At 67.8% G+C, this 24,692-nt stretch carries 23 protein-coding genes; 19 read left to right on the top strand and 4 right to left on the bottom strand.

The genetic code is table 11. From position 1 onward, the window contains the following. Positions 1–82 precede the first annotated feature (82 nt). A complete protein-coding gene (locus ACFVVK_RS19520) occupies positions 83–2,050 on the top strand; it encodes a DUF222 domain-containing protein (RefSeq protein WP_390270839.1) in 1,968 nt (655 codons plus the stop codon). Between the two features lie 30 nt (positions 2,051–2,080). Here ACFVVK_RS19520 and ACFVVK_RS19515 read toward each other — a convergent pair whose 3' ends face one another. After that, on the bottom strand, positions 2,081–2,479 hold the full coding sequence (locus ACFVVK_RS19515; RefSeq protein WP_390270837.1) for a hypothetical protein: 399 nt from the start codon (positions 2,477–2,479) through the stop codon (positions 2,081–2,083). Between the two features lie 299 nt (positions 2,480–2,778). Between ACFVVK_RS19515 and ACFVVK_RS19510 the strand changes: the two genes are divergently transcribed. After that, positions 2,779–3,162: a hypothetical protein gene (locus tag ACFVVK_RS19510; protein ID WP_390270834.1), complete on the top strand. Its 384-nt coding sequence runs from the start codon at positions 2,779–2,781 to the stop codon at positions 3,160–3,162. 86 nt (positions 3,163–3,248) lie between these two features. Here the strand turns inward: ACFVVK_RS19510 and ACFVVK_RS19505 are convergent, their stop codons facing one another. Continuing rightward, positions 3,249–3,875 (bottom strand): DUF937 domain-containing protein, encoded by a 627-nt coding sequence (locus ACFVVK_RS19505; protein WP_390270831.1) that lies wholly within the window; start codon positions 3,873–3,875, stop codon positions 3,249–3,251. A 233-nt stretch (positions 3,876–4,108) separates the two neighbouring features. Here ACFVVK_RS19505 and ACFVVK_RS19500 point away from each other — a divergent pair, with 233 nt between their 5' ends. The 15 genes from ACFVVK_RS19500 to ACFVVK_RS19430 all read left to right on the top strand — a co-directional run bounded on the left by ACFVVK_RS19500 (position 4,109) and on the right by ACFVVK_RS19430 (position 20,865). Further along, the gene (locus ACFVVK_RS19500) at positions 4,109–5,092 is read left to right on the top strand and encodes a bifunctional riboflavin kinase/FAD synthetase (RefSeq protein ID WP_390270828.1); all 984 of its coding nucleotides are present in this window, start codon (positions 4,109–4,111) and stop codon (positions 5,090–5,092) included. Positions 5,093–5,257: 165 nt separating this feature from the next. Beyond that, complete coding sequence (gene kynA, locus ACFVVK_RS19495) at positions 5,258–6,112, top strand: tryptophan 2,3-dioxygenase (RefSeq protein WP_390270825.1); 855 nt, start codon at positions 5,258–5,260, stop codon at positions 6,110–6,112. A 41-nt stretch (positions 6,113–6,153) separates the two neighbouring features. Next, the gene (gene kynU, locus ACFVVK_RS19490; protein WP_390270873.1) at positions 6,154–7,368 is read left to right on the top strand and encodes a kynureninase; all 1,215 of its coding nucleotides are present in this window, start codon (positions 6,154–6,156) and stop codon (positions 7,366–7,368) included. Positions 7,369–7,623: 255 nt separating this feature from the next. Further along, positions 7,624–7,893, top strand: a complete 270-nt coding sequence (gene rpsO, locus ACFVVK_RS19485; protein ID WP_090956430.1) for a 30S ribosomal protein S15 — start codon at positions 7,624–7,626, stop codon at positions 7,891–7,893. A gap of 246 nt (positions 7,894–8,139) precedes the next feature. Further along, positions 8,140–10,407 (top strand): polyribonucleotide nucleotidyltransferase, encoded by a 2,268-nt coding sequence (locus tag ACFVVK_RS19480; protein ID WP_390270870.1) that lies wholly within the window; start codon positions 8,140–8,142, stop codon positions 10,405–10,407. A 175-nt stretch (positions 10,408–10,582) separates the two neighbouring features. Then, positions 10,583–11,926, top strand: coding sequence for a M16 family metallopeptidase (locus ACFVVK_RS19475; RefSeq protein WP_390270822.1), 1,344 nt, complete (start codon positions 10,583–10,585; stop codon positions 11,924–11,926). Between the two features lie 107 nt (positions 11,927–12,033). After that, complete coding sequence (locus ACFVVK_RS19470; protein WP_390270819.1) at positions 12,034–12,486, top strand: DUF1579 domain-containing protein; 453 nt, start codon at positions 12,034–12,036, stop codon at positions 12,484–12,486. A 246-nt stretch (positions 12,487–12,732) separates the two neighbouring features. Further along, positions 12,733–13,926 (top strand): substrate-binding domain-containing protein, encoded by a 1,194-nt coding sequence (locus ACFVVK_RS19465; RefSeq protein WP_390270816.1) that lies wholly within the window; start codon positions 12,733–12,735, stop codon positions 13,924–13,926. Between the two features lie 60 nt (positions 13,927–13,986). Continuing rightward, positions 13,987–14,751 carry an ABC transporter ATP-binding protein gene (locus ACFVVK_RS19460; protein ID WP_390270813.1) on the top strand — a complete coding sequence of 255 codons (765 nt, stop codon included), beginning with the start codon at positions 13,987–13,989 and terminating at the stop codon, positions 14,749–14,751. Next, positions 14,748–15,533 (top strand): ABC transporter ATP-binding protein, encoded by a 786-nt coding sequence (locus ACFVVK_RS19455; RefSeq protein WP_390270811.1) that lies wholly within the window; start codon positions 14,748–14,750, stop codon positions 15,531–15,533. Before ACFVVK_RS19460 ends, ACFVVK_RS19455 begins: the two co-directional genes overlap by 4 nt. Next, positions 15,530–16,405: a branched-chain amino acid ABC transporter permease gene (locus tag ACFVVK_RS19450; protein WP_390270808.1), complete on the top strand. Its 876-nt coding sequence runs from the start codon at positions 15,530–15,532 to the stop codon at positions 16,403–16,405. Before ACFVVK_RS19455 ends, ACFVVK_RS19450 begins: the two co-directional genes overlap by 4 nt. A 140-nt stretch (positions 16,406–16,545) precedes the next feature. Then, a complete protein-coding gene (locus ACFVVK_RS19445; RefSeq protein WP_390270868.1) occupies positions 16,546–17,637 on the top strand; it encodes a branched-chain amino acid ABC transporter permease in 1,092 nt (363 codons plus the stop codon). After that, complete coding sequence (locus tag ACFVVK_RS19440) at positions 17,634–19,271, top strand: class I adenylate-forming enzyme family protein (protein ID WP_390270805.1); 1,638 nt, start codon at positions 17,634–17,636, stop codon at positions 19,269–19,271. Before ACFVVK_RS19445 ends, ACFVVK_RS19440 begins: the two co-directional genes overlap by 4 nt. Next, positions 19,268–19,963, top strand: coding sequence for a TetR/AcrR family transcriptional regulator (locus ACFVVK_RS19435; protein ID WP_390270803.1), 696 nt, complete (start codon positions 19,268–19,270; stop codon positions 19,961–19,963). Before ACFVVK_RS19440 ends, ACFVVK_RS19435 begins: the two co-directional genes overlap by 4 nt. After that, positions 19,960–20,865 carry an alpha/beta hydrolase gene (locus ACFVVK_RS19430; protein ID WP_390270800.1) on the top strand — a complete coding sequence of 302 codons (906 nt, stop codon included), beginning with the start codon at positions 19,960–19,962 and terminating at the stop codon, positions 20,863–20,865. The genes ACFVVK_RS19435 and ACFVVK_RS19430 overlap by 4 nt, the downstream gene beginning before the upstream one ends. Before the next feature lie 32 nt (positions 20,866–20,897). Here the strand turns inward: ACFVVK_RS19430 and ACFVVK_RS19425 are convergent, their stop codons facing one another. Together ACFVVK_RS19425 and moaA are read right to left on the bottom strand one after the other, a co-directional pair. Continuing rightward, entirely contained in the window at positions 20,898–21,164 is a 267-nt protein-coding gene (locus tag ACFVVK_RS19425; protein ID WP_390270798.1) for a MoaD/ThiS family protein, read from the bottom strand. 7 nt (positions 21,165–21,171) lie between these two features. Then, positions 21,172–22,302 carry a GTP 3',8-cyclase MoaA gene (moaA, locus tag ACFVVK_RS19420; RefSeq protein WP_390270795.1) on the bottom strand — a complete coding sequence of 377 codons (1,131 nt, stop codon included), beginning with the start codon at positions 22,300–22,302 and terminating at the stop codon, positions 21,172–21,174. Between the two features lie 132 nt (positions 22,303–22,434). On the opposite strand from moaA, the gene ACFVVK_RS19415 reads away from it, so the two are divergent. Together ACFVVK_RS19415 and ACFVVK_RS19410 are read left to right on the top strand one after the other, a co-directional pair. Continuing rightward, complete coding sequence (locus ACFVVK_RS19415) at positions 22,435–23,178, top strand: response regulator transcription factor (RefSeq protein WP_390270792.1); 744 nt, start codon at positions 22,435–22,437, stop codon at positions 23,176–23,178. Next, positions 23,165–24,589 carry a sensor histidine kinase gene (locus ACFVVK_RS19410; protein WP_390270789.1) on the top strand — a complete coding sequence of 475 codons (1,425 nt, stop codon included), beginning with the start codon at positions 23,165–23,167 and terminating at the stop codon, positions 24,587–24,589. Before ACFVVK_RS19415 ends, ACFVVK_RS19410 begins: the two co-directional genes overlap by 14 nt. The last annotated feature ends 103 nt before the right edge of the window (positions 24,590–24,692 follow it).

Below are 24,692 nucleotides of genomic sequence, written 5' to 3'. Positions count from 1 at the left end.
AAAATGCCGGAATTTCGCCCCGCGCGGCCCCTCAACAGCCCATCTCATCATTACTGTCGTACCCCTGTGGTTGAGTTCAGTTATGGAAGCTCTTGGAGAGTTCGTCCCGGATCCGGCCTACCGGTCCGGGTCCGCGATGCCTGTCCGGCTTCCGCAGGTGTCAGCCGTTCCCTCGGTGCCAGGTGATTCGGTGGACGGCGCTGTGGCCGCGGCCTTGGCGTTGCTTCGCGCAGCCACGGGGACGGCGGCGGAAAGCGTTGCCGGATTGGACTTCTTTCGGGCTTCGGACTTCGCCGAAGGCGTGGAGGAGCTGTCCCGGATAGTGGAGTATCTGCAGGTCATCGGTGCCGCCCGGGTGGACCGCGCGCGCCGCGAGGCGGCCGCGGCGGAGAAGACGCCCGGCGGGTGGGGCTCGGAGACGGAAGCTGGCGCCGCCGGCGGCTGGCTGACCGGGTGGAACACAGAACCCGATGATGGCGGCGGGGCCGGCGGAGATGGCAACCACGGGGACGGATCCGGCGGCGCGAGCGGCGCCGGGGCGGACGGCGGGGCGGTCCCGGGCGGAGGCCTGGCTGCGGTGCCTTGGGGAACTGCCGGTGCCGCCGGGCCTGCTGGTTCGGTGTCTGTATTGGCCGCGGCTTCGGTGGCGGATGACGGGTACAGGAATTCGGCGGAGTTCCTGCGGGCGCGGCTGCGGATTGGTGCGTCCGAGGCCAAGCGCCGGATCGCGCTGGGCGCCGTGGTGCTGCCCCGGGCCGGCATTGCGGGACGGTCCCTGCCGCCGGCGCGGCAGGAACTCGCCGCAGCGGTCGCCGAGGGAGCCATCGCCTCCCATACGGCCACGCTGATCGCGATGTCCCTGAACCGGGCGGGGCATGTGGCCCCGCCGGAGGCTGTTGATGGCATGGAACATGCCCTCACGAGGACCGCGGTCGAGAACGACCCCGATTTCCTGGCCAGGATCACCCGGCGGTGGATCGATGCCCTGGACCAGGACGGCGCCGAGCCATCGGAGGAGGCCCTCCGCCGGCTCCAGGGCGTCTTCATCCGGAAACCGCGGCACGGGCTGCATCATCTGGAAATCTTCGCCACTACGGAACAGTTCGAGGGCCTGGTCACGGTGATGAATGTGGCCACCAATCCACGCCGGGGTGCCGCTGGTGCCGCAGCCGATGCGGACGATGCCGGCGACGACGAGGCTGCTGCAGCTTGCGCGGGCGACGCCGGCGACGACGGGCTGCTGCAGACGGTGGCTGCCCCCGCGGCCGGAGCCGGAGACGAAGCACGTGTGGAGGCGCAGGGTCAGATCGATGCGGGTAGCGGATCAGCCTTTGCAGCCCCATGCCCGGCCGCGACCGGGAGGGGAATCGACCCGGTCGAAGCCCGGCTGGACCCCAGAACACGTCCCCAGAAACTCCTCGACGGACTCGTCGGCGGATGCAAGGCCGCCCTGGCTTCGGGACAGCTGTCTGTGGCGGGAGGGCTCCGCCCCCAGGTGATGGCAACCATCAACTATCAGGACCTCGTCGGACGGCTCGGCGCCACCGAACCCCAGACCAACGACCCCTGGGCCAACGGCCCCTGGGCAAATGAATCTTCCGGCGCCACCGCGACCTACGGCACCGGCGGGACCGGATCGTTGTTGTTCACCGGGCCGGTCACGGCGTCGACCGTGCGCAAGATCGCCTGCGATGCCGACATCATCCCGGTCCTGCTCGGCGGCGAGGGCAGGGTCCTGGACATCGGCCGCGCCTCAAGGGTCTTTCCGTCGCATATCCGCAGGGCCATCACGGTCCGGGACCAGGGCTGTTCGTTCCCGCAATGCACCATCCCCGCGGCGTGGTGCGAGGCCCACCATGTGACGTACTGGTCCCGGGGCGGCAGCACCGGAACAGAGAACGGAACGCTGCTGTGTTCGCACCATCATCATCTGATCCACAAGGAACAGTGGACCATCCAGATGCGCAGCGGCATTCCCTGGTTCATCCCGCCGCCGCACGTCGATCCGGGCCAGACACCCCGCCGGAACAGATACTTCCGCCTCGAATAACCCCCGGGTCTCGGCGCGGCCGTGCCCGAACTAACCCTTAGCCGGCGCCGTGGCGAAGGGGAGTGGCGTGCCGGTTTCGAAGGGCACGGCGCCCTGGGCGGGAGTCATGGTGAACCAATAGCCATTCTGCTTAGTGGCGTAGATCAACATCCTTTGAGGCCGGTCGAGTGGATCGCCGTCAGGATAAGACACCCCTTGAGCGCATGTCCCCGGCATCGATGCAATGCGGAGCTGCCCCGGTTCCGGTTCGCCTTTGAGGACGGCCTCGATCTCCACCACATGGAGCTGTGCCCTGTAACCGTAGATGCTGGTTTCGCCATCGTTTCCCGCTGGTTTCCCCACAAGCACCAGACCAGCCTCATCGAACTGGTCCTGTGGTTTTTCAAAAAGCACCCAGTCGGCGCAGACGTCGCCCTTCGTTTCTGGCATCACGCCACAGCCGGAAACAAGGCACAAAGGAGAAATCCGACCACCGCGGGCTGCACGTGCTTCGCCATTCTCAGAACCTAGTGCTCGACCCGGACGCCGTCCAGACAGACCTGTAGCCAGGTTCCGGGATCTGTGGCCCGCTTGCCGGCCCTGGTTGGCGCGCCTTGCCGCCCTGGTTGGCGCGCGTGGCGGGACCTGTGTCCCGCGTGCCAGGGTCTGATTTGCGCGCGTGGCAGGCACCGGCCGGCGGGCCCAAAGCCTCTGAACCGTGCACGCTGCGGCGGGCCTACGCTGGAGACATGGCAGAACGCCGGATCCTGCTGCGGGCAGTCAAGTCGTTCCACACCTTCGCCTGGTTCACCATCGAAGCCTGCATGGCTTACGTCCTGTATACCGGCTTCAGGGGCCGCGCCGACCGGAAAACCGGCGCGGCCGCCGTCGTGGTGGCCGGCGAGACCCTGATCTTTGCCGCGAACGGCTTCCATTGCCCGCTCACCGCCGTCGCGCAAAACCTCGGCGACGTCCACGGCTCCGTCACCGACATCTATCTGCCGCATTGGTTTGCCAGGAACCTGCCGGCGATCCACGTCCCACTCATCGCCGTCGCCGTGCTGCTGCACTGGCGGGCCTGGCGCAACAACGCTGTGCGGCACAGCCAGCGGAGGCTGCTGACCGGGAGATAGCGGGCTGTGCCCAGTGTCCGTCGCGCGCGCGGCACCTCACAGGCACAACAACCAATGCCATTGCGCGCCGCCCAAGGACCAAGTGCCTACTTCTTCCCGAACAGCCCGCCCAGGATGTCGCCCAGGCCGCCCAAGCCGCCCTGACCGCCTTGTCCACCCGTGCCGTTCTGGCCCGCGGCGCTGCCCTGGCCACCGACCATTCCGCCGAGGATCCCGCCCAAGACACCGCCGAGGTCCATTCCACCGCCCTGGCCGGAATCGGCCGCAGCGCCGGTGCCCGCCTGGGCGCCGGCCCCAGTCTGGCTTCCGCCGAGGAACTTCTTCGCAAGATAGGACATGACGATCGGCGCGAGGATAGGCAGCAGTTTCCGGACCAGGTCGCTTCCGGCGCCGCCAAGTTGGCCTGACCCGGCAAGTTGGCTGGCCACGTGGTCCTGCTGGCCGCCGAAGACGTGATCGACGATCTTCTCGCCGTCGGCCGTGTCCACCTGAGCGACGTCGACACCGCCGTCGATCAGTCCATCCTGGTGCTGGCCGAGGGCCGATTGAAGGGACGCAGCACCGTCCGGGGCCTGCGCATTGTTGTGCATACCGGCAAGGAGCGTGGGCACGGCGGCTTCCACCGCGGCGCGGGCTGTGGGTTCGTCGGTGCCCAGCAGGCCGGCAATCTGGCCCATCGGGATCTGCCCGATGATGTCTTGGAGCTCAGTCATGTGGTACTCCTTCAGCCTCGCGTGGCAGCGGGCATCGCGGGAACGGCGCTCGCATGGACGCCGTCGAACTAGTGCCCTTGAATCGTAGTCCGGCAGAACAGGGGCGTGGAAGGCCCCGCGCGGGGCCGGCGCAGCGTCCGGAAGCGGCCCGGAATGCGGGTAATCTTAGAGAGTTCCGGAGCCGGCACAGTCCCTTCGGAAGAGTTCACGGCAGGCAGCAAAAGGCGAGGTTGATGGTCCACATCTGGAACGATCTGTCCGAAGTCCCGGCGGACTTTGGTCCTTCGGTTGTCACGTTCGGCAATTTCGACGGCGTGCATCGCGGCCACCAGCAGGTGCTGTCGCAGCTGATCCGCACCGCCCGACTGAACCATGCCCGCGCCGTGGCCATCACCTTCGATCCCCACCCCGCACAGGTCCACCGTCCTGAGTCGGCGCCAGAGCTGATCATGGGGCTGGAGGACAAGCTTGTGGCCCTGGGCGAGCTCGGCCTGGACGCTGTACTGGTGATGAAGTACTCCCTTGAGCTCGCCAGCCTGACGCCGGAGGAATTTGTCGCCACGGTCCTGGTGGACACGTTGAAGGCCAGCCACGTCGTGGTCGGCCACGACGCCAGGTTTGGCCGCGGCAATTCCGGCGACCTCTCCACCATGCAGGAACTGGGCAAGAAGCTCGGATTCGAGGTTCTGGTCATCAGCGAGTTTGGTTCAGAAGGATTCCCCATCCACGACGACGCCGGGACGGACCGCCGCTGCTCGTCCACGTGGGTGCGCGAGGCCCTGCGCGCCGGCGACGTTGCCACCGCCGCTGCCGTCCTCGGGCGGCCGCACCGGATGCGCGGTGAAGTGGTCCACGGTGCCGCGCGCGGCCGCGATCTTGGCTTCCCCACGGCAAACCTCGCGTCGACGGCGAGCGGCTACATTCCCGCGGACGGGATCTATGCCGGCTGGCTCGTGGACGAGGCGGGCACCCGCTGGCCCGCCGCCATCTCTGTCGGCTCCAACCCCACGTTCGACGGCGTGAGCCGCCAGGTCGAGGCGCACGTCATCGACCGCCCGGAGGAGTCCGTGGACGACTTCGATCTGTACGACCAGACAGTTGTGGTCGAATTCGTCTCCAGGCTCCGCGGCATGGTGGCGTACCGTGGGCCTGAGGCATTGGTGGAGCAGATGGGCCTCGACGTTGTGCAGGCCCATGACATCCTGTTCGCCCGCTGACAACCGGGCTCGGTCCGGCGAAAACCTCGGCCCGGCGAAAACCCCGGCCTGGCGAAAACCCCGGCCTGGCGAAAACCCCGGACCGGCGCCGGGTCCGGACTGACGCCGTTCTGGGATCAAATGCCGGGCACTGATTCGCAGCCATGCGCAAGGAAGGCAAGAGACGTGAGCATCGAAAAGAACACGAGGGAGCTGGACCGGGACATCGTCCGCGACTTCAGCGCACGGATGAGCTACGCGTCCTACCTGCAGCTGCCAACCCTGCTCAGCGCGCAGCAGCCGGTCAGCTCCCCGGAACACCACGACGAGATGCTGTTCATCATCCAGCACCAGACCACGGAGCTGTGGCTGAAGCTGGTGCTGCACGAGCTTCGCAGCGCCGCCGCCTGGCTGCGTGCAGATGACGCGGGGTCCGCGCTGAAGGCGATCGCCCGGGTCAAGCACATCCAGAAGACGCTCACCGAGCAATGGTCCGTGCTGGCCACCCTGACGCCAACCGAGTACTCGCAGTTCCGCGGCTTCCTCGGAAACTCCTCCGGGTTCCAATCCAGCCAGTATCGCGCAGTCGAGTTCATCCTCGGCAACAAGAACGCCAAGATGCTCCCGGTTTTCGACTCGGACCCCGCGGCCCAGGCAATGCTGCGCGAACTGCTTGAGGCCCCCAGCATCTATGACGATTTCCTGGCCTACCTCAAGCGCCAGGGCTTCGACGTCCCCGCTTCGGTGCTGGAACGCGACGTCACCAAGGCTCATGAGTTCTGCCCGGAGCTGGTCCCGGTGTTCAAGTACATCTACGAGAACGCCGCCGACAATTGGGGCGCCTACGAGGCCTGCGAGGAACTCGTGGACCTCGAGGACAACTTCCAGCTGTGGCGCTTCCGCCACTTGCGCACCGTCCAGCGCACGATCGGCATGAAATCCGGCACCGGCGGATCCAGCGGTGCCGCGTTCCTGCAGAAAGCCCTCGAACTGACCTTCTTCCCCGAGCTGTTCGCCGTGCGGACGGAGATCGGCCAGTGAGCGCGATCAAGCCGGCGGCCTCAGGCAGCACGACCGACGCCATGAGCCAGCGCGCCCGCGATCTCGATGCCGCGGATCCGCTGGCGGAATACCGGAACCACTTCGTGGGCACGGACACGGATCTGTCCTACCTGGACGGCAACTCCCTCGGCCGCCCGCTCAAGCGGACAGTAACGGACATCAGCAGCTTCATCCAGGACAGCTGGGGCGGACGCCTGATCCGGGGCTGGGACGAGGAGTGGCTTGAACTGCCACAGGCCATCGGCGACCAGCTGGGCCGTGCCGTGCTCGGCGCGGCGCCCGGACAGACCGTGATTGCCGATTCCACCACCGTGGTGCTGTACAAGCTGATCCGCGCCGCCCTGGCCGCCGTAACCGATCCCGCCCGGACGGAAATCGTGCTGGACACGGACAATTTCCCCACGGACCGCTATCTGGTCGAAGGAATTGCCCGCGAGGAAGGCCTGACCCTGCGCTGGATCGACGCCGATCCGGCCTCCGGCGTCACCCTTGAGCAGGTGCGGGCCGCCGCCGGCCCGGCCACCGCCGTCGTGGTCCTGAGCCATATCGCCTACCGCTCCGGCTTCCTCGCGGACCTGCCGGCCATCACCGCCGCGGTCCACGACGCCGGCGCCCTGATGGTGTGGGACCTTTGCCACTCAGCCGGGTCGGTGGAAATCGCCTTGGACGACGCCGATGTCGACTTCGCGGCTGGCTGCACCTACAAGTACCTGAACGGGGGACCGGGGTCGCCAGCGTTCGCCTATGTCAACGCCCGGCACCTGGGCGGACTGCGGCAGCCGATTTGGGGCTGGATGGGACGCAAGGACGCGTTCGAAATGGGCCCCGGCTACGAGGCCGCTCCCGGCATCCGCGGGTTCCTCAGCGGCACCCCGGCCATCTTTGGGATGCTCGCGATGCGCGGCACCCTGGACCTGATCGAGGAGGTGGGCATGGCCGCCGTCCGGACGAAGTCCCGGCTCCTGACGGCGTTTGCCCTGGAACTCTACGACGGCTGGCTTGCGCCTGCGGGCGTCCAACTGTCCACCCCCCGGGACCCGGAACTGCGCGGCAGCCACATCACCATCGACCACCCGGCCTTCCGCGAAATGACGGCTGCCTTGTGGGCCCAGGATGTGATTCCCGATTTCCGAGCCCCGCAGGGCCTCAGGATCGGCCTGTCGCCGCTGAGCACCTCGTTCGCGGAGCTGTACCGCGGCGTCGCCGCCATCCGCGAGCTGCTCGGTGGCCCGTAAAACGGAGCCACGCCCCAATCAGGCGCGGCAGCCGGTTTCGACAGCAGTTTCGACGGCGGTTTCGACAGCAGTTTCGACAACGGTTTCGACAAGATTGCGGACGTGCCACTAAACTAAACGTTGGATCCGGCTGCAGTCCGTGGCGGCTGGCTCCTGCTGTGCACGGAATCCCTGGCTTCGGCAGGGGATTCCGGGACGGCACCCCCGGCAGTGAATTACTGACTCGGGCCTCACGGCACATCTCTAGGAGTTATTGTGGCACTTGACGCCGCTGTAAAGCAGTCCATCATCAAGGAATACGCAACCACCGAGGGCGACACCGGTTCACCGGAGGTCCAGGTTGCAGTCCTGACTCAGCGGATCAAGGATCTCACTGAGCACATGAAGGAGCACAAGCACGACTACCACACCCAGCGCGGTCTGCTGGCCATGGTTGGTCGTCGCAAGCGCATGCTCACCTACCTCAAGAACACTGACATCACCCGCTACCGTCAGCTCATCGAGCGCCTCGGCCTGCGTCGCTAGTCAGCTTTAAGGGGCGGCCCCTTCCGGACCGGAAAGGGCCGCCTTCTTCAGGAAATAACTAAACAGGAGGATCAACCGCATCACGCATTCGCGGTCCTCGGTAGTGATTCCCGGGAACGGCTTCAAAGAGTGAAGCCCGGCCCGTGGGTCTCGATCGATGACCGGGTGCAGTGCAGGCCAGTAGACAGATGCTGGACTGGGTTGATGCGGCTGGGCTCCGTGAACCATGAAACGGAGGTGACTCTCTTGGAGGGTCCCGAAATCCAGTTCTCAGAAGCAGTAATTGACAATGGCCGCTTCGGTAAGCGTGTAATCCGCTTCGAAACCGGCCGTCTTGCCAAGCAGGCCGCCGGCGCAGCCATGGTCTACATCGATGAAGAAACCGCGCTGCTGTCCGCCACCACCGCCGGCAAGCACCCGCGCGAAGGCTTCGACTTCTTCCCGCTGACGGTCGACGTCGAAGAGCGCATGTACGCTGCCGGACGCATCCCGGGCTCGTTCTTCCGCCGCGAAGGCCGCCCGTCCACGGAAGCGATCCTGGCCTGCCGCCTCATGGACCGCCCGCTGCGCCCCGCGTTCGTCAAGGGCCTGCGCAACGAGGTCCAGATCGTCGTCACCGTGCTGTCCATCAACCCGGACGAGCTCTACGACGTCGTCGCGATCAACGCGTCCTCGATGTCCACCCAGCTCTCCGGCCTGCCCTTCTCCGGCCCGATCGGCGGCGTCCGCGTTGCCCTCGTCGCCGACGAGAACGGCACCCAGTGGGTGGCGTTCCCCAAGCACTCCCAGCTTGAGAACGCCGTCTTCAACATGGTCGTCGCCGGCCGCATCGCGGGCGATGACGTCGCCATCATGATGGTTGAGGCCGAAGCCACGGACAACTCCTGGAACCTGATCAAGGAACAGGGCGCTACCGCCCCGACCGAAGAGGTTGTTTCCGAAGGCCTCGAGGCTGCCAAGCCGTTCATCAAGGCCCTTTGCGAAGCGCAGTCCGACTTGGCGGCCCGCGCCGCCAAGCCGACCGTCGAGTTCCCGGTCTTCCTGGACTACCGGGATGACGTTTACGCCGCTGTGGAGTCCGCTGCCGCCGAGAAGCTGGCCGCTGTCTTCCAGATCGCCGACAAGCAGGAGCGCGACACCGCCTCCGACGCGCTCAAGGACGAGGTCACCTCTTCCCTGGCCGGCCAGTTTGAAGGCCGCGAGAAGGAGCTGTCCGCAGCCTTCCGCTCCGTCACGAAGCAGGTTGTGCGCCAGCGCATCCTCAAGGACCAGATCCGCATCGACGGCCGTGGCCTGACGGACATCCGCCAGCTCACCGCCGAGGTCGAGGTTCTGCCCCGCGTCCACGGCTCGGCCATCTTCGAGCGCGGCGAGACCCAGATCATGGGTGTCACCACGCTGAACATGCTCAAGATGGAACAGCAGATCGACTCGCTGTCTCCCGTGACGCGCAAGCGCTACATGCACAACTACAACTTCCCGCCGTACTCCACCGGCGAGACCGGCCGCGTCGGTTCACCGAAGCGCCGCGAAATCGGCCACGGCGCCCTCGCAGAGCGCGCCATCATGCCGGTGCTGCCGTCCCGCGAGGAATTCCCCTACGCCATCCGCCAGGTATCCGAAGCCCTCGGTTCCAACGGTTCGACGTCGATGGGTTCCGTTTGCGCCTCCACGCTGTCCCTGCTCAACGCAGGTGTGCCGCTGAAGGCAGCCGTTGCCGGTATCGCCATGGGCCTGGTCTCCGACCAGGTTGACGGCCAGACCCGCTACGCCGCCCTGACCGACATCCTCGGCGCCGAAGATGCCTTCGGTGACATGGACTTCAAGGTCGCCGGTACCTCCGAGTTCGTCACGGCCATCCAGCTCGACACCAAGCTCGACGGCATCCCCGCCTCGGTCCTGGCTGCCGCGCTGAAGCAGGCCCGCGAAGCCCGCCTGCACATCCTGGATGTCCTGAACTCCGCCATTGACACCCCGGACGAGCTCTCCGAGTTCGCGCCGCGCGTCATCGCGGTCAAGATCCCGGTGGACAAGATCGGCGAGGTCATCGGCCCGAAGGGCAAGATGATCAACCAGATCCAGGAAGACACCGGGGCCGACATCTCGATCGAGGACGACGGCACGGTCTACATCGGCGCCACCAACGGCCCGTCTGCCGACGCAGCACGGTCCGCGATCAACGCCATCGCCAACCCGCAGGTTCCGGAAATCGGTGAGCGCTACCTGGGCACGGTCGTCAAGACCACCACCTTCGGCGCCTTCGTGTCCCTGACCCCGGGCAAGGACGGTCTGCTGCATATCTCCGAGCTGCGCAAGATCGCCGGCGGCAAGCGCGTGGACAACGTCGAGGACGTCGTCTCCGTGGGCCAGAAGATCCAGGTGGAAATCACCAAGATCGACGACCGCGGCAAGCTCTCCCTGTCTCCCGTTGTGGCTGGCGAGGCCGGCTCCGAAAACTCGGCAAACTCAGAAAACGTTGCCAGCGTTGAGGTGTCCGCGGACGCCGCAGAGTAGTCGAGTCTGACAGACGGCGGGGCCGGTGGATCTTCCACCGGCCCCGCCGTTCCTTTAAGCCCCGGTGATCCTCAGCCCCAGCGACGTCTCGGCGGAATCCACCCTGCGATCGGGCCGCTGGTACGATAACAGGCAGATTTGACGCGTTTTTTCACGGTTTTATGGAAAGGTCTTGATGACAGTCGTCCCCCTGCCGCTTGAGCAGAATCAGCACTCAGACACCTTGATCCACGGAGCCGACGGCGGGTCCGAGGTTCGCCGTTCGGTCCTCCCCGGGGGCGTCCGTGTGCTGACCGAAGCCATGCCCGGCCAGCGGTCGGCCACCATCGGCTTCTGGGTCGGCGTGGGCTCGCGCGACGAGGCACCCGGCCAGCACGGCTCCACCCACTTCCTGGAACACCTGTTGTTCAAAGGCACCAAGCGCCGGACGGCCCTGGAAATCGCCTCGGCCTTCGACGAGGTCGGCGGGGAATCGAACGCCGCTACCGCGAAGGAAAGCACCTGCTACTTCGCCCGCGTGCTGGACAGCGACCTGCCCATGGCGATCGACGTCATCGCGGACATGATTACCGGCGCCGTCCTTGACCCCCAGGAGATGGAGCAGGAACGCGACGTCATCCTCGAGGAAATCGCGATGGACAGCGACGACCCCACCGACGTCGCCCACGAACACTTCGTCTCCGCCGTCCTGGGATCCCACCCGCTCGGCCGCCCGATCGGCGGCACGCCCTCAGCCATCCGGGCCGTTGCCCGGGACTCGGTGTGGGACCACTACCGGCGCTACTACCGCCCGGACGAGCTCGTCGTTACCGCGGCCGGCGGGTTGGACCACGACGTCGTCTGCGGCCTTGTGGTGGACGCCCTGCATTCAGCCGGCTGGAAGCTGGAGCCCGCTGCCGCGCCTGTCCAGCGCCGCCCCACTGACCGTGCCGCGATCGCCGGCACGGCAGGGCTGCATGTGGTCACGCGTCCGGTGGAACAGGCCAACATCATCATGGGCTGCCCTTCGCTGGTTGCCACCGACGACCGCCGCTTTGTCATGAGTGTGCTCAATGCCGTCCTGGGCGGCGGCATGTCCTCACGGCTCTTCCAGGAGGTCCGGGAGAAGCGCGGGCTCGTCTACTCGACCTACTCGTTTGCTTCCTCCTACGCCGACGCCGGCTATTTCGGCATGTACGCCGGATGCACGCCGTCGAAGGTCCAGCAGGTCATCGAGCTGCTCGGCGCCGAGCTGGACAAGCTCGCTGCCGACGGCATCTCCGAGGAAGAGCTCCGCAAGGCCGTGGGGCAGCTCTGCGGCGGCATCGTGCTGGCGCTGGAAGATACCGGTTCCAGGATGTCCCGGCTGGGCCGCGCGGAGCTCGTGTCCGGCGAGTACCAGGACATCGACGAAACCCTGCGCCAGATCAAGGCCGTCACCGCTTCTGAAGTCCAGATCCTCGCCCGCGAGCTCGCGGCCGCCCCGCGGACCGTCACTGTGGTCGGCCCCTTTGAGGAAACCGAGACGTTCGGGCTCTAAACCTAGACTCCGCCATAGGCGCGGCGTGATGATGGTGGCGGGGGCACTGGCGAGGAACTCCATCAGGAGGAAGTGTGGACCGGCCGCTGCGAGGCAGTGCATGCGAGGTGCTAGGGGAATTCCTGGGGCGCTGGACGGGGACAACGCTCTGGGAGGCCACCGCGTGGGGCCCGGCACGCAGCGCGGAATCCGAGATCGTCTTCTCCTTGGCCGCCGCAGGGCTGGCCGTTACCCACAGCTACCGCCATACCGACGCGGACGGGACCCGCTCCGAAGGCCACGGCGTTTTCACGACCGACCCGGACCACCCGGAAACCCTCTGGTATCACGTCAACAGCATGGGCCTGCCACCCGAGGCGCCCGCACGCGCGGGCTGGGAAGACGGCACCCTGACCGTGGAACGGCGCAGCGACCGCGGCACCGCACGGCACACATTCCGCATTGACGGCGGTGTGCTCAGGCATGCCGCCGGACTCCGCCTGGGCCGGGCCAGCGGGTTCACGCCGTTCATGGCCACAGTCTGCCGGCGTGTCGATGAGGGCGCCTCTATCCCGGTGTGACGCCCCGGACGGGTGACGCGCGCCGGCCGACCCTTTCCCTATCTCCCGATTTGCGGCTGCCCCGCGCCCCGATTCTGCCTGCACGGCCCGACCGTTGCCGGAATGTTGCCAAACCGTGTCCAATGGCCGTTGACACCTAGTGACGCGCACCATAGATTTACCGTGACCTGAATCACCTTTCAGGTTTGGTCCCGGTTCTCACCCCGGCATTCCTGCCCCACCTTGGGTTCTCACGAAAGGCATCCCGTGAAGGATACAAAGAAGTTCCTGTTGGCCGCCGTCATGGCCGGCGGGCTAGCCCTTACCGCCTGCGCTCCCACTGCCGGCTCCGCAACGCCGGCCGGTTCCGGCGGGGCGAAGGCCGAGCCCGTCAATGTCGGCATCATCTACTCCAAAACCGGCCCCCTGGCGGCGTACGGCGCCACCTACTACGAGGGGCTGCAGGCCGGCATCGACTACGCCACGGGCGGCACCGGCGAGGTCAACGGAGCCAAGATCAATCTGACGTACGCGGACGACGGCGGCGACCCGGACAAGGCTGTCACCGCGGCCAAAGACATGATCGGCAAAGGCTACAAGGTCATCGGCGGAACGGCGTCGTCCGGTATCGCCCTGAAACTCGCGGAGCAGGCGCAGCAAAACAAGGTTCTGTACATCTCCGGGCCCGCGGCCACCGATGCGATCCAGGGCATCAACAAGTACACCTTCCGCTCCGGCCGGCAGAGCCTGCAGGATGTCGCCACCGCGGGCACTTTCCTTGACACCAAGGGCAAGAAGGTCGTCGTCTTCGCCCAGGACAACGCTTTCGGCCAGGGCAACGTCGCCGCCGTAAAGGCGGTACTCGGGGCCATGGGCGCCAATGTGGAGGCCGTCCTCGTCCCGGAGAACCAGGAACTCACCCCCTTCGCGCGCCAGCTCCTCGACGCCAAGCCCGACATGGTCTTCGTGGCCTGGGCCGGGGCCACGTCCGGCACCATGTGGCAGGCGCTGAGCCAGCAGGGAGTCTTCGATGCCGCCCCCGTGGTGACCGGCCTGGGCGACGCGGCCACGTTCGGCGCGTACGGCCCGGCGAGCTCGAAGATCAGCTTCCTCAACCACTACTTCCCGGGTGCGGCCGGCAACGACGTGGAAAAGAAGATGATCGCCGCCGTCGAGAAGGCCGGCAAGAAGGCCGACCTCTTCACCCCGGACGGCTTCGTGGCCGGCCAGCTGATCGCGCGGGCCATCAAGGAGGGCGGCTCGGACGCGGACGCCATGGTTAAGGCCCTCGAGGGCTTCAGCTTCGATGGCCCCAAGGGCAAGGAAACCGTCCGCGCCTCCGATCACGCCCTGATTCAGGACATGTACCAGGCCAAGCTTGTCCAGAAGGGTGGCACCTGGGCTCCCGAGCTCATCAAGGCGGTTCCGGGCGACTCGGTCGCTCCGCCGGAAAAGAAGTAGCGCGGCGAGGCAGAGCGCAAGCCCATCTCCGCCCTTCAGCGAGCCAAGCAAAGGACCTTTATGAATGCCCCAGCCCTGCCCGCCCTCGCGGTGGATGGCCTCGGCCTGCAGATCGGCGGTGCGCGCATCCTCCAGGATGTGAGCTTCGCGGTCGGTGCTGGCGAAATGATCGGCGTCATCGGCCCCAACGGGGCCGGCAAGACCACCTTGTTCAACCTGATTTCCGGCGTGATGCGGCCCACCGCGGGCCGCGTTGAACTGAACGGCAGGGAGATCACAGCGGCGCCGATCCACCGCCGGGCCCGCGCGGGGCTGGGCCGGACCTTCCAGACGTCCAACTTGTTTCCGCGGCTCAGCGTGCTGGAAAACGTGCGGCTCGCCGCCCAGGCGAAACTCGGCGGCAGCTTCAGTGTCCTGCGCTTCCCTGGGGCCTCGGACGAGGCCAACCGGATCGCACTGGGCACCATCGCGGAGGTCGGTCTCACCGGCAAGCTCACGACGGCGGCCGGGGACCTCTCGCACGGCGAGAAACGCAAGGTGGAGATCGCTGTCCTGCTGGCGACGGATCCCGCCGTCGTGCTCCTCGATGAACCGATGGCCGGGGTGGCGTCGGGGGACGTCCCGTCCCTCACCGCGATCATCGCAGGATTGCACCGTGACCGCGGCTGCACCGTTCTGATGGTGGAGCATCACATGGACGTTGTCCTGGGCCTCGTGGACCGGGTGGCCGTGATGCACCACGGCAGCCGGCTGGCCCTGGACAGCCCCGACGCCGTGATGGCCGACCCCACTGTGCAAAGCGCCTACCTCGGAGAACCCGTATGAGCACCGCAGCCGAACACCGCGCCGCCGCAGTCCCGCCCATCCTGCGGGTGGAGGGCCTCAACGCCACGATTGCGGGCCAGCAGGTGGTGGAGGCCGTGTCGTTCTCTGTCCCGGCAACCGGGATCACCGCGCTGCTGGGCCGCAACGGCGTCGGGAAGACCAGCACCATCAAGGCCATCATCGGCCTGATAGACCGCGCCGGTGTGGTGGAGCTGGACGGCGAGCGGATCGAGAAGGAAGCCACGTACAAGATCATCCGCAGCGGCGTCGGCTACGTCCCGGAGGACCGTGAGGTCTTCGCCAAACTCACTGTCGCGGAAAACCTCCGGCTCGCAGAACGGGACGCCGCGCCCCGCCGGCAGCTGGTCGAGGAGCTCTTCCCGGACCTGCTGGCCCGGTCCGCCCAGATGGCCGGAACGCTCTCGGGCGGCCAGCAGCAGATGGTCTCGCTGGCCCGCGCCCTGCTGAACACCAACAAGATCCTGCTGGTCGACGAGCCCACCAAGGGCCTCGCTCCCAAAATCGTCGGCGAGGTGGCCGAGACCCTGGCCGAAGCGGCCAGGACCGTACCCATCCTGCTCGTCGAACAAAACCTGCAGGTCGTCAGCCAGCTCGCCGGGGACGCCGTCGTGCTCTCCGGCGGACGTGTGGTGCACACCGGCCCGGCCCGGGAGTTCCTCGACGACGCCGGGCTGGTCCAGCGGCATCTGGGTGTGTCCACCGACTCCGGCCCCGCCGGAAAACCTGCCGGAAAATTAGTCGAGAAAGGCGCTGCCCTGTGAGCACCGTCGTCCTGCTGATGTTCACCGGCCTCGGCCTCGGTGCACTGTACTTCCTCGTGGCCGCCGGGTTGTCCCTGATCTACGGGCTGATGGGCGTGCTCAACTTCGCGCACGGGGCCTTCCTGACCCTCGGAGCCTTCACCGGCTGGGAAATCGCCCGCCGCGCGGGCTCGGACAGCTGGGGAACGTTCCTGCTGTCCCTCCTGATCGGTGCCGCGGCCGGTGCCGCCTTTGCTGCCTTCACGGAGTTTGTCCTCATCCGGCGGCTGTACCAGCGGCACATCGAACAGGTCCTCATCACGGTGGGTCTCTCACTCGCGGCGGTGGCCCTCTTCGACGGCATCTGGGGCACCGACCCGGTGTTCATCCAGGGCCCGGCCTGGTTCAAGGACACCACCGAAATCCTCGGCGCGCGGATTCCCAATGACCGCTTCGTCTGCATCGTCGCCGCCGTCATGGTGCTGCTGGCCCTGGTGTTCTTCCTGAAGAAGACCCGCTACGGCATGATCATCCGGGCCGGCGTCGAAAACCGGTCCATGGTCACCGCGCTCGGGATCGACGTGCGCAAAGCCTTCACCCTTGTCTTTACCATCGGCGGGGCGGCGGCGGGCCTCGGCGGCGTCCTCGCCTCGCATTACTTCGGCTACGTTTCGCCAATGCTCGGCGGGTCTCTGCTGATCTTCGCTTTCATCGTCACGGTGATCGGCGGGCTCGGCTCGCTGACGGGGGCGGCGATCGCCGCCGTCGCCGTCGCCGTCCTGCAGCAGTTCGCGAACTTTTACCTCGGCGGCACCGGCGATTTCGTCGTGGTGCTGGCGCTGGCGCTCGTGCTGCTGTTCCGTCCCACCGGCCTGCTCGGGAGAACCTCATGACCACCGACACCGATACGAACAGCTCCGGACGGGCCGCGGCCAACGGCCGTGTGGCCCCCCGCGGGGGGAAAAACAGGAAGCACGACGCCGGGGCCAGTGCCCCGGGCGGGCGCCCCGCCATCACCGGCCGCCGCCTCGCGATGTGGGCGGCCGGCCTGGCCGGTGTCCTGCTCCTGGTGCTGCTGCCGCTGCTGAATATCTCCCTGCCCGGCGTGCTGCCGGGCCCCAGCTACACGCCCGGGTCCTTGCAGCTGCTGGCCATGTGCATGCTGATGGCCGCCGCCGCCCTGACCTATCACCTGCTCCTTGGCGTGGCCGGGTTGCTGTCCTTCGGGCACGCGCTTTATTTTGGCGCCGGCGTCTACGGCCTTGCGGTCATCCTGCAGAACATGGACCTTCCGCTGCTGCCGGCCATGGGGCTGACCCTGCTGATCGTCATTGTGCTGGCCCACGTGGTGGGCAGTATCAGCCTGCGCGTCGGCGGCATCCCCTTCGCCATGGTCACGCTCGCCTTCGCCCAGGCCGGCTCGGTGATCGTGGGCCGCAACCCGGGCGGCAGGACCGGCGGTGACGAGGGCCTGACGCTGCGCACCGACAACCTGCCGGATTTCCTCGTCGGCGTGGTCAACACCCGCAACCTGTACTGGCTGGCCCTGGCTGTGCTCGTGGCTGTGTTCGTGATCGTCACCTGGGTGCAGTCCTCCCGGGCCGGGCACGCCGCGGCAGCCGTCCGCGAGAACGAACTGCGCGTCCGTGTCCTGGGCCTGCAGCCGTACCTCGTCAAGCTGCTGATCTTCGTTCTCTCCGCGGTCCTGGTCTGCGTGATCGGCATGGTCTTCCTGCTGCTGCAAAGCGGTGCCGTTCCCCGGGCCATCTCTTCGGACCTCACCATCACGCTGCTCGTGATGGTGGTCCTGGGCGGCGTCGGCTCGCGCTGGGGCGCCGTGATCGGCGGCGTGTTCTACACGGTCCTCGACCAGCGCCTCACGGCCCTCGCCAATTCCGAGGCCGTCAGGTCCCTGCCCGATATCCTGCGGGTACCGTTGTCTGAGCCGTTGTTCATCCTTGGCACGCTGTTCATCCTGGTGGTGCTGTTCCTGCCCGGCGGAGTGACCGGAACCGCCGAACGGCTGGCGCAGCGACGTCGCCGCGGCAACCGGCGTGCCGGCAACCACGGCATCAAAAACCACGGTGCCGAAACGCCGCGCGACATTCTGGAGGACGCAGCATGAGCAACATAACCGGCCCCGGACGGCCGGACGGCCTGCACACCCTGGGCCGCTGGACCACCGACCGCAGCCTCGCCACCCCGCACCGTGTCGCCATCGACGACCGCGGCTGCACCCTGCTCTACAGCGAGCTGGAACGCCGGGCCGCTGCCCTGGCCGCCGGGTTCCGGGCTGCCGGTTACGGGATCGGGGACCGGATCGCCACGCTGACCGGGAACAGCTCGGACCACGTCGTGGCCTTCTTCGCCTGCGCCAAGGCCGGCCTGGTCCTGGTTCCGCTGTCCTGGCGGCTCTCTCCCCGGGAGCTCGCTGCCCAGCTGGAGCTCGCCGAGCCCCAGCTGCTGCTGGTGGAAGGTGAACTCGACAGCCTGGCCGCCGCGGCGTGCGCGCTGCTGCCGCACCGGCCCCGGACCGCGGCCCTCGGTCCCGGTGGCGTCGAAAAGTCGGTGCCGCCGCCTTCGCGCGTGCGGCCGGGAGCGCCGGGCGGGGCGGACTATTCCCGCCGGGAAGTGCACGACGACGACGCGCTGCTGATGATTTTCACCTCCGGGACCGAGGGGGCCAGCAAGGCCGCCGTCCTGACCCACGCCAACTGTTTCTGGAACAACCTGTCGCTCTCGCGGACTCTCGACATGGGCAGCAGTGACGTGGTGCTGGCCGTGCTGCCTCAGTTCCATGTGGGCGGCTGGAACATCCAGCCGCTGCTGGCCTGGTGGGTCGGGGCCACCGTGGTGCTGGAACGCGGCTTCGAGCCAGGCCGTGTCCTGCAGCTCATCGCGGAGCGCGGCGTGACCATGCTGATGGGCGTCCCCACCCAGTACCTGATGCTGGCCGAACACCCGGACTTCGCCCACGTCGAGCTGGGCAGCCTGCGGCAGGCGGTGGTGGGCGGGGCGCCAATGCCGGCGCCGCTGCTGCGAATCTGGCACCGCCGGGGGGTGGCCCTCAGCCAGGGTTACGGACTGACCGAAGCGTCCCCGAACGTGCTGTGTCTGCCGAACGATGATGCCGAGCGGATGGTCGGCTATTCGGGCAAGCCGTATCCGCACGTCGCCGTCGTCATCGCGGATCCCGTCACCGGAGAGATCCTCGACGGCGCTGCCTGCGGCGAGCTGCTGGTGGGCGGTCCGGGCGTGTTTGCCGGCTACTTCCGCGACCCTGCCGCCACGGCGGCCGTCCTCGCCGACGGCTGGCTGCGGACGGGCGACCTTGTGGAGCGCGACGCCGAGGGGTACATCAAGGTGGTGGACCGGCTCAAGGACATCTACATCTCCGGCGGTGAAAACGTGGCCCCGGCCGAGGTCGAGGCCGCCCTGCTGGCCCACCCCGCGGTGGCGCAGGCGGCCGTCGTCGGAGTGGAGGACGCGCACTGGGGCGAAAGCGGCATGGCGTTCGTGGTGGTCCGGCCCGGCATGGCCACCGACGAGCAGGAACTGCTGGAGCACTGTGCCTCCCGGCTGGCACGCTTCAAGATCCCGACAGGGGTCGAAATGGTCGCAGGCCTGCCCCGCACGGCACTGAACAAAGTGCTCCGCGCCAAGCTGCGCCTGGAACTGGCCGGACGCGAACTGGCCGGGCGAACTGCCGCCGGGCGCGCTTCGTCGGGGAACTCTCCCGCGGCAGGGGAGCGGGCATGAGCGCGGCACCGCGCACCGCCCGGGGCACGCGCACCCGGGCCAAGCTGCTCGAGGCAGCCGAGTCGGTCTTCGCCTCGGTGGGCTACCACGAGGCCTCGATCGTCAAGATCACAGAAGCGGCCGGCGTCGGCCTCGGCACCTTCTACCTGTACTTCGACGGCAAGCAGTCCATCTTCGATGAAGTGGTCGAGGACCTGAACCGCCGGGTGCGGCACGCCATGACCGACGCCGCCAGGAGCGCCGGCACCCGGCTCGAGGCGGAACGGGCCGGCTTCCGGGCTTTCTTCCGCTTCACCGCCGAGCACCCCGCGCTGTACCGGATCGTCCGCCAGGCCGAATTTGTCTCGCCCGGCGCCCTGCGGCTGCACTATACGCGGATCGTCAACGGCTACATCGAAGGCCTGAAGGCGGCGCAGCTCAGCGGCGAGGTCCGCGAAATGGATCCCACCGTGGCGGCCTGGGCCCTGATGGGCATCGGCGAGCTGATCGGCATGCGCTGGGTCCTTTGGGACGAGGAAGGCACCGAACCTGCCCAGGGTGCACGCCCGGATGTCCCGGAGGAAGTCTTCGAGGAGATGATGCAGTTCATCGAACGGGCCCTCGCCCCCGCACCGGGCGCCACGCCCGGCGCCACCACCGCCCCCGGCCCCGCCTTCAGAGCCATTCAGCCCCAGGAAGGGACAGCCCCATGAACCAAGCAGCCAGCAGCCATCACTACCGGACCACCGAGGTCGACGTCCGCGGCGGCAAGCTCCACACGGCCATCTGGGGCCCCGAAGACCCGGCCGCGCCGACCATCCTGGCGGTGCATGGGGTGACCGCATCGCACAAGGCCTGGCCGGCGCTGGCCGAAGCCCTGCCGGACGTCAGGATCATTGCCCCGGACCTGCGGGGCCGGGGGCGCAGCAATGCACTCCCTGCGCCCTACGGCATGCCGTCCCACGCGGAGGACCTGGCGGCCGTCCTGGCCACTCTCAGCACCGGCCCGGTAGTCGTCGTCGGCCATTCGATGGGCGCCTTCGCCGCCGTGGTGCTCGCGAATCTGTTCCCGGAGCGGGTGCGGTCCCTCGTGCTGGTCGACGGCGGCCTGCCGCTGCAGGTGCCGGCCGGACTCAGCGACGAGCAGATCATCGCCGCCGTGCTCGGCCCAGCCGCCGAGCGCCTGAACGCCACCTTCCCCAGCCGCGAGGTCTACCGCAGCTTCTGGAAGCAGCATCCGGCCTTCAGCGCGGACTGGAGCCCGCTGGTGGAGGAGTACGTGGACTACGATCTCACCGGAGTGGAACCGGTGCTCCGGCCGGCCACACGCTATCAGGCGATGGCCGACGACACCGCCGAGTTGCACCGCGGCGCCTCACTCCTGAAGGCCCTCGATGAGCTCGCCGTGGAGACCCTGGTGCTGCGGGCCCCGCGCGGGCTGTTCAACGAACCCGGCGGCCTGTACGCGCCCGGCTATCTGGACGCCTGGGCGGATAAACTGCCGGCCCTGACCGTGCGCGAGGTCACGGACGTCAACCACTACACGATCATCATGGGCGGGGCGGGCGCCGCCGTCGTCGGGGGCACCGTGCGGGAGGCGCTTGCAGTCGCATAGATGCCGGGCGGTACCCCCGAACCCGTGCCCGTCTAGCCGCCGGCGAAGGGCGGCAGGACGTCCACGACGTCGGCGGCCCTGAGCTTCGCGCCGTGGTCACGCACGGCCACTTCGTTGAGCAGGAAGCTGGAACGGGACAAGATCCGGGCCAGGGGAGGCGTGCCGGCCGGCGGTTCGGGGCGCTCGACGGCGAGGATCGCCTCGAGCAGCGACGCGATCGTATCGCCGTCGGAGAGGTCGAAGCGTTCTTCATCCACCCCGGCGGCAGCGCGCGCGGCAGCAAAGTAGCGTACGTTCACGAAAAAGTCAGCCTCCGATGGCGCTCATGCTGCGGTCCGGCTGGACAAAGTCGGGGGCGCCGAGGCCCACGTGATCCATACCGTGTGCTTTGGGCTTGATCCACATGGCATCCTGCCACCGTTCGGCGAGCTGTTCGTCGCTTGCGCCCTCGCGCAGCAGCCCCAGCAGGTCCACTTCCTCGCGGGAGAACAGGCAGCTCATGATCTTTCCCTCGGCGGTGATGCGGGCGCGGCGGCAGTCGGAGCAGAACGGCTCGGTGACGGAGGCGATGATGCCCACGGTACCGAGCACGGGACCGGTGGCCTCGGAGGAGCCGGGAACGCGGGCCCGGACTTCAAACCGCTCCGCGGGCGCGCCGTCGCGGTCCCGCGGGTCCGGGCTGAGCACGAAGTCGGCGGAGAGCAGTTCGCGGATCTCCGCGGCGGTGATCATGTCCCGGCGCGTCCAGCCGTGGTCCGCATCGAGCGGCATCTGCTCGATGAAGCGCAGCTCATAGCCGCGCTCCAGCGCCCACGCCAGCAAAGCGGGAGATTCGGCGTCGTTGATTCCGCGCATCAGCACGGCGTTGAGCTTGACCGGGCCCAGGCCGGCCGCCCAGGCAGCGTCCACGCCGGCGAGGACCTTGTTCAGGAACGGGCGGCGCGTCAGCTTGGCAAACGTTTCCTCATGCAGCGAATCCAAGGACACGTTGATCCTGGACAGCCCGGCCGCCTTAAGCCCGGCGGCCTTCTTGTCCAGGCCCACGCCGTTGGTGGTCATGGAGATCGGCAGCCCGGGGTGGGCCTGGCGCAGCGCGGCGATGATGTCCAGCAGGTCCGCGCGCACCAGCGGCTCGCCGCCGGTCAGCCTGAGTTCACGCACGCCCAACATGTCGACGCCGATCCGGACAATCCGCACGATTTCCTCCGCGGACATGACGGCCTGCTTCGCCAGCCAGTCCAGGCCCTCCGCCGGCATGCAGTACGTGCACCGCAGATTGCACTTGTCCGTCAGCGACAGCCGCATGTCCGTGGCGCGGCGGCCGAAACGGTCCACGAGCCCGGCAGGCAGGCCGCCGGGGCGTGCGGACAGCGCAGGCGAAACCGGGCCCGCTCCGGGACTGCCGGCCAGCAGGGGCATACCCAGTTGAACTGTCATAGGGTCAGGCTACGCCACCTCTCGGTGGTCATCACAGCCGTATGACGGCGGGGATATTACGTGTTCGGGAAGGATGCCCCGCGGGGATCGGGATGCCTGCCCGCGGCGGGGTCGCGAACCTATGCTGGAAGCGTGAACAAGACCCAGCCGGCCCCGGATGCAACGGAGCACCGGCGCATCCTGCTCGTTGAAGACGAGCCGACCATCGCCGGGGTTGTCCGCGACTATCTCGTCCAGGCCGGATTCCAGGTGGTCCTTGCAGCGGATGGGTTCGCCGCCCTCCGCCTCGCCGCCGAACGCCGGCCTGACCTTGTCCTGCTGGACCGGATGCTGCCCGGACTCGACGGGGTGGAAGTCTGCCGCCGGCTGCGGGCAGCACACAGTGTCCCGGTCATCATGCTCACCGCCCTTGGAACGGAGGACGACCGCATCCTGGGCCTTGAGGCCGGCGCCGACGACTACGTCACCAAGCCCTTCTCACCCCGTGAACTGGTCCTGCGGGTCCGTTCGGTCCTGCGCCGGAGCCTTCCGGAATTCAGCCCGGAACCTTCCGTCGAGGTGGGCGGCTTCGACCTGAGCCCGGCCGCGCGCACGGTCTCCCGCCATGGCCGGCCCCTGGCGCTGACGGCCCGGGAGTTCGACCTGCTGGCCTTCATGCTGCGCCGGCCCCGGCAGGTTTTCAGCCGCGAAGAGCTCATGAAGGCCGTCTGGGGCTGGGACTACGGCGACCTCTCCACGGTGACCGTCCACGTGCGACGCCTTCGCGAGAAAATCGAGGAGGATCCCACCCGGCCAGCCATCCTGAAAACGGTCTGGGGCGTGGGATACCGGTTGGATCCCAGCGACGAGGAGGAACCGGCCGGTGCAGACGTCTGAACTCCTGACCATCATCGGCTGGGCCGTGGCGTGGGGCGCCTTGATCGGGGCCGCATCGCTGCTCATCCTGAAACCGCTGCGCAGGGCATCCTTCGCGGTGCAGATCTGTGTGGTGGTGCTCGCTGCGGTCGCTGTCCTGACGGCAGGGATGGTCAGCGCCTTCAACGCCATGTTCATCTCGGCACGGGACCTTGAGGTCATGTGGTACGTCCTGGCCGTGGCCTCGGCGGTGGCCATTGTGATCGCCCTCGTGCTGGGATCGCGGGTGTCGCGGAACGCCAAGGAACTGGCCGACGCTGCCCGGAGCATCGGCCGCGGTGAGAGCCCGGGACTCCAGTCCCCGGTCATGAGCCACGAACTCGCCGCGCTCGCCGCCGAACTCGAAGCCAGCAGCCGGATGCTGGAGGCATCCCGGCAGCGCGAGGCGGCCGTCGAGAACGCCCGCCGCGAACTCGTCAGCTGGATCTCCCACGATTTGAGGACTCCGCTGGCGAGCATGCGGGCCATGACCGAGGCGCTCGAGGACGGCATGGCGGCGGACGTTCCGGCGTACTACCGCAAGATCATCGCGCAGACCGACCTCATGGCGGGCATGGTCAACGACCTCCTGGAACTGTCCAGGATCCATGCCGGTACGATGCGGCTGAAGGCAGAGCCGCTGGATCTGTACGACCTCGCCAGCGACGCCATCGCCGACCTCACCGCGCTGGCCGAACAGCATGGCATAACGCTCGACGGCGGCGGCCGGCGGGAATGCCTGGCTCTCGCCGACGGCCCATCAATGGGACGGGCCATCCGGAATGTCGTGCTCAACGCCATTGTCCACAGTGCGCCCGGCTCCCGCGTCACGGTGCAGGTCGGCCGGAAAGGCGACCGGGCCGTCGTCGCCGTCACGGACAGTTGCGGCGGGATCCCCGAAGAAGACCTGCCGCATGTCTTCGAGACCGGCTGGCAGAAGGACCCCTCCCGGCGGCGGGCCGGCCGGCTGTCCGCTCAGGCAGTTAACAAGCAGGGCCGCCCGTCCGGTCAGGATGGTGGCGGACCGGGTGAAGGTGCCGGGGTTCCCGGGCCCGAGGGGCTGCAGGAGCAGCCGCCGGGGGCCCTGCGGTACAGCGGGGCCGGGCTTGGCCTGAGCATTGTCGCCGGAATTGTCAGCGCCCACCAGGGCACCGTCAGCGTGGAAAACGTCGACGGCGGCTGCCGCTTCTCGCTGCTGCTTCCCGCCGAGGAGGTTCACGGCGAAATTCTCGGGCAGGCGCCCACAGCCGGTGCGCCCACAGCCGGTGCGCCCACAGCCGGCGGTTCACCCGCCGGCGTGCCTTCCGCTGGCGTGCCCACAGCCGGCGGTTCGCAGGAAACGGTTCCGCCGGGCTCGGCGCCGGAGCAGATCCAGACAGGACGCACATCGTGAAGCGCGACGTTGCCCTTGACGGTCAAGGAGATGAAATGGACGAGACGCTAGCTGGCCACGGCCAGCACGGAGGGGAAGCGCAGGTGGAGCAGGCACCGGCCCA

It is taken from the genome of Arthrobacter sp. NPDC058192 (assembly GCF_042883665.1).
Taxonomy (GTDB): domain Bacteria; phylum Actinomycetota; class Actinomycetes; order Actinomycetales; family Micrococcaceae; genus Arthrobacter.
Note: the sequence above shows the minus strand (reverse complement) of the source record. Positions and strands in the feature narration are given on the sequence as shown.

What these genes read in the sequence shown, in the direction of transcription:
- ACFVVK_RS19520 (WP_390270839.1), top strand. Translation starts at nt 83, where the DNA reads ATGGAAGCTCTTGGAGAGTTCGTCCCGGATCCGGCCTACCGGTCCGGG.
- ACFVVK_RS19515 (WP_390270837.1), bottom strand. Translation starts at nt 2,479, where the DNA reads ATGCCAGAAACGAAGGGCGACGTCTGCGCCGACTGGGTGCTTTTTGAA.
- ACFVVK_RS19510 (WP_390270834.1), top strand. Translation starts at nt 2,779, where the DNA reads ATGGCAGAACGCCGGATCCTGCTGCGGGCAGTCAAGTCGTTCCACACC.
- ACFVVK_RS19505 (WP_390270831.1), bottom strand. Translation starts at nt 3,875, where the DNA reads ATGACTGAGCTCCAAGACATCATCGGGCAGATCCCGATGGGCCAGATT.
- ACFVVK_RS19500 (WP_390270828.1), top strand. Translation starts at nt 4,109, where the DNA reads ATGGTCCACATCTGGAACGATCTGTCCGAAGTCCCGGCGGACTTTGGT.
- kynU (WP_390270873.1), top strand. Translation starts at nt 6,154, where the DNA reads ATGAGCCAGCGCGCCCGCGATCTCGATGCCGCGGATCCGCTGGCGGAA.
- ACFVVK_RS19475 (WP_390270822.1), top strand. Translation starts at nt 10,583, where the DNA reads ATGACAGTCGTCCCCCTGCCGCTTGAGCAGAATCAGCACTCAGACACC.
- ACFVVK_RS19460 (WP_390270813.1), top strand. Translation starts at nt 13,987, where the DNA reads ATGAATGCCCCAGCCCTGCCCGCCCTCGCGGTGGATGGCCTCGGCCTG.
- ACFVVK_RS19455 (WP_390270811.1), top strand. Translation starts at nt 14,748, where the DNA reads ATGAGCACCGCAGCCGAACACCGCGCCGCCGCAGTCCCGCCCATCCTG.
- ACFVVK_RS19445 (WP_390270868.1), top strand. Translation starts at nt 16,546, where the DNA reads ATGTGGGCGGCCGGCCTGGCCGGTGTCCTGCTCCTGGTGCTGCTGCCG.
- ACFVVK_RS19440 (WP_390270805.1), top strand. Translation starts at nt 17,634, where the DNA reads ATGAGCAACATAACCGGCCCCGGACGGCCGGACGGCCTGCACACCCTG.
- ACFVVK_RS19435 (WP_390270803.1), top strand. Translation starts at nt 19,268, where the DNA reads ATGAGCGCGGCACCGCGCACCGCCCGGGGCACGCGCACCCGGGCCAAG.
- ACFVVK_RS19430 (WP_390270800.1), top strand. Translation starts at nt 19,960, where the DNA reads ATGAACCAAGCAGCCAGCAGCCATCACTACCGGACCACCGAGGTCGAC.
- moaA (WP_390270795.1), bottom strand. Translation starts at nt 22,302, where the DNA reads ATGACAGTTCAACTGGGTATGCCCCTGCTGGCCGGCAGTCCCGGAGCG.